Origin of the sequence: Methanosphaera sp. A6 (assembly GCF_001729395.1) — an archaeon.
In the GTDB taxonomy this organism is placed as follows: Archaea; Methanobacteriota; Methanobacteria; order Methanobacteriales; family Methanobacteriaceae; genus Methanosphaera; species Methanosphaera stadtmanae.
Genome location: NZ_MAIF01000147.1, coordinates 1 through 4,567 on the forward strand (window position 1 = coordinate 1; position 4,567 = coordinate 4,567).

At 24.1% G+C, this 4,567-nt stretch carries 1 protein-coding gene; it reads left to right on the forward strand.

The window, feature by feature from the left end:
- Positions 1–4,474: Ig-like domain-containing protein (locus tag A9758_RS06155; RefSeq protein ID WP_084759206.1), on the forward strand; the 4,474-nt coding region annotated here is incomplete at its 5' end.
- Between the last annotated feature and the right edge of the window lie 93 nt (positions 4,475–4,567).

The window sequence follows — 4,567 nt, forward strand, 5'->3', positions numbered from 1 at the left end:
TCCAGTAACTGGTAGTTATATTAATTTAACTGATGATAATTATAATATTTATTTTGATAAGAATGGTGTAATTAAAACAGATGTTTTTGAAAATTGTAGTACTATTACAATTATTAGTGATATTAAAAATAAGAATTTAACTTTTTCTAATATAAAAGCTCTTCTTTTAAGTAATAAAAAAGTTAATATTGTAAATGGTTCAATTAATATTATAAATAATGCTTCAATGATTATTCAAAATACAACAATTAAAAATAATGATAAAAATCAATATGGAATTCTAATTAATTCACCACATAATTTTATAAAAAATAATAATATATTTGTAAAAACAACAAATCCATATAATGCTATTATAATAACACAAGATAATAATAATTTAGAATCAAATATAATTAATATTACTAGTACAACAAATAATACAGGTATTTTAATAAAATCAGCAGATAATACATTAAAAAGCAATAAAATAAATATAACTACAGATAGTATACTTAATACAACATCAACTGGTATTGTATTAAATAGTAGTAATGAAAATTATATTTATAATAATTATATCTATATTAATACAAATAAAGATGCAATAGGAACAGAGTTAATAAATTCAAGTAATATCACTGTTCAAAATCAGATATACATATATACATCAGAAAATGCAATAGGAACACAATTACAAGATTCTAAGAATAATAGAATAGTCATATCTAATATGAAATTAACATCAAATAAAACAGTTTATGGAATCAAGGCATTTGGAAATCCAACATTAAATAGTGATAATACATTCATTAAGGAATATGGAGAATCCATAATAAGATCAAATAAAAGTATAACTGTATTTTTAGAAAATACAAGAAATACTAATGTAGTAGGTTTATCTGGAGGTAGTGATCATAAAACAATAGGTGACTATGCAAGAGGAATATTAACAAAAAATACTGAAAACACAAACATATTCTATTTAACATTATGTCTTTCTGCATTAACTGATACAAACCCTAATCTAATTGCAATAGAACAAATTAATTCACAAAATACCAACATTACTGCTATGACTATGAAAGAAGACTCAACATATAACAACAAAGGAAATTTCTTAAAACTAGTAAATACTACAAACACATACATAGGATCAGCACAAGATGTTTCAAAAACAAATATAAATATAAATGATATTGCAATAATAATGGAAAACTCAAATAATAACATTATAGAAAATATATCCATCACAACAGAAACAGATTATACAATAAATCTAACAAACTCAAATAATAATAAAATAATAAATAATTATCTTAATGGTAATAATTTCAGTGGAGGAAACAGTACCATTATACAAACAAACAGTAAAAACAGTACATTATTCAACAATACTCCAGAAATAATAATTCTAACAAATGATAATTACAATGACTACTTTATAAATCAAGTATTTGTTCTTAATAAAACAGCCGAAGCAGTATTAGGATCTAACATTTATAATAAAAATATGACATTTAATCATGCAATAACATTAAAAAATCCTAGAAATTATACAATATATAATGGAACAATATCCTTAACACATTCTACAGGAATTAGTAACTTAACTAGTTTACAATTTAATGTAAGTGATGATAGAAAAACTGTGATAAATATTATAGATGTTATTGGAGGAAGAGTAAACCTATTTTATTCTAATATAATACAATATAACAAAGAAAACCAAGCACAAACCATATATGTAAATAAGAATTCATTCTTAAATGCATCATATACAAATATAACATTATATGCACCAGAAATAGATTCAGATGATTACAATAAATTATCTACAGCAGTATATTGTGAAAAAAACACTGTAATATCATATGGAAGTATCACAGTTAATACAACAAAAACAGAACCTAATGGAAAAATAATAGGATTATATGGTGGAATTAATTCTAACTTAAATATGACAATAAATGCTAAAAACAATGCAATAGGAGTACTATATAAAAATAATAATATTACATATCCTAGAACTCAAAAAGAAAATAATATTAACTTATATAGTAATAATCAAACAATAGGACTTTTATATACAGACATATTATTAATAAATTATACTTATAGTAACATTCCTATTACTATAATAAATCATAATATAAACTTAACTTCACAGAATACAATTGGAATAAAACTAATTAATACTAATGTTACAATGGCATATAATAATATAAACACTAATGGAACTAACAACACTCCAATATATATAGAAAATAATAAAAAATCTGATATATTATTTAATAATTTTATAAGTAATGTCAATGCTCAAAACATATTTAAAAATATGGGCAATATCGCAATTAAAAACAATAATATGATAATAGAAAAACAGAAAAATTTACCTCTAATTATAATAGAAAATGCAGAAAATGCTCAAGTAATCAGTAACTTTTTAAAAACAGAAAATTTAATGGGAAAATATGCAGTAAAAACTATTAATGTAACAAATCTCACTATAGAATTTAATAAACCTGGAACAATCATAACAAATGAAAATTATAATCAATACTTCACAAATCAAATCTTAAACTCTGATATTGATGTAATAGAGTTAGGATCTAACTTTTATAATAAAAATATGATATTTAATCATAAAGTGTTAATAGAAAATCCAAATAATTATACAATATATAATGGAACATTAATATTCACAGAAAATGCAACAAACAGTAACATAACTGGAATAAACATACATAACACTGATGATAGACAAACAAGCTTAAAAGTGAATTCAACAATAATTATGGAGGATAGTACAATCTATCAAGAAAATAATAATACTCCTGCAAAAACAATAATTATTGAAAAAGGTGGAATAAGATTAAATCATAATAATATTACAACAATTGGTAGTCAAAATGTAACAATAATTTCATTAAGTAAAATAGAAGGACAAACTAATATTCAAACGAATAATATATATGGAAAAGGATCTAATATAACAGCAATATACATATCAAACAGTAAAAATGCAAGAACTATGTCTATAAATAGAAATAACATAATATTAAAAAGTGATAATCCAATAACAGCAATACGAAATATAAATTCTAAAGGAACTCTTAGTAGTAATACTATTATTGTTAAAACTAAGAATTATAATACCCCAATAATAGAAATAATAAATCATACAGGTAATTTTATAATACTAAGTAATTATATAGAAAGTGAAGATGTATGTGCTAAAGATGCAATAAAAGTAGTGGGAACTGGAAGAGTTACTTATGGAAGTATTAGACCAACAAATGGAAACTACAAAACACAAATGAACATAACACTACCTTCAGAATTAAAAGTAGGTACTACTTATCCAATAATAATCAATGTAACAAGTATGCTAGATAAAGCTGTAAATGGTGATGTAATAATTAATATTAATGGAAAAGAAACTACATTAACATTAACAGATGGAATAGCTACATACAACTACACACCAACAAAAGATGGTGAAACCACAATAAAAATAACATATACAGATAATGAAGATAAATATCTAAACAACACCATTACTCAAACTGTAACAGTAAATAAAATAAATACTATACTCAAAGTAGACTCAGTAAAAACAACACCAAATACACGTATAAACATACCAATAACACTAACAAATGAATTTGAAAACCCATTAAATGGAACAGTAACAGTAATAGACCAATACAATAACACATTTGCAATAATCAATATAATTGATGGAAAAGGAACATTTACTAAAATCTTCAGAGGAAACTTCAACCAAAACCTAACATTCATCTATGATGGAACAGAAATATACAATGCAATAAACACAACAATAAACGTGGATATACATAAACTCAGTACTACTGTAACAATAGATCCAATAAATGCACATGTAGGAGATAAAATCAATCTAAAAGCAACAGTAACAGATGAAGATGGAAATCCTGTAACAGAAGGACGTTTAGTATTCAAAGTAAATGGTAAAACAATAAAAGATACCAATGGAAACATTATATACGCAACAATAAAAGATGGAGTAGCAATGATAGAAAACTACACTGTACCAGCAAACTGGTTTAAAATAGAATCAGAAATAAGTGCTGTGTATGGTGGAACAAATAAATACACCTCCTACAGAAGTGAAGCAATACCAATGAACATAACCAAAAAAACAGCTACAATGACAATGACAACAAACACCACAACAACAAAACCAGGCGAAACAATAAAAATAACAGTGAAAATAACAGAAAAAGATGCTAATGTAAATGAAGGACGTGTCCTATTCAAGGTAAATGGTAAAACCATGAGAGATAATGAGGGATATATAATTTACCATGAAGTAAAAAATGGACTAGTAACAATAGATTACACAATACCAGAAAATACAAGAGCACAAGACTACACATTCACATGTGTATATGGAAACAAACTCTATGAACGTTGTGATGTAAACAGTACAATCACGGTAGTAAAAAACTAAAAATAAAATATAACTTAGGAGAACATATTTTCTCCTATTTCTTTTTTCATTTTTTTATCAAAAGAGAGTGCGACAATTAATTTTTAATTAATA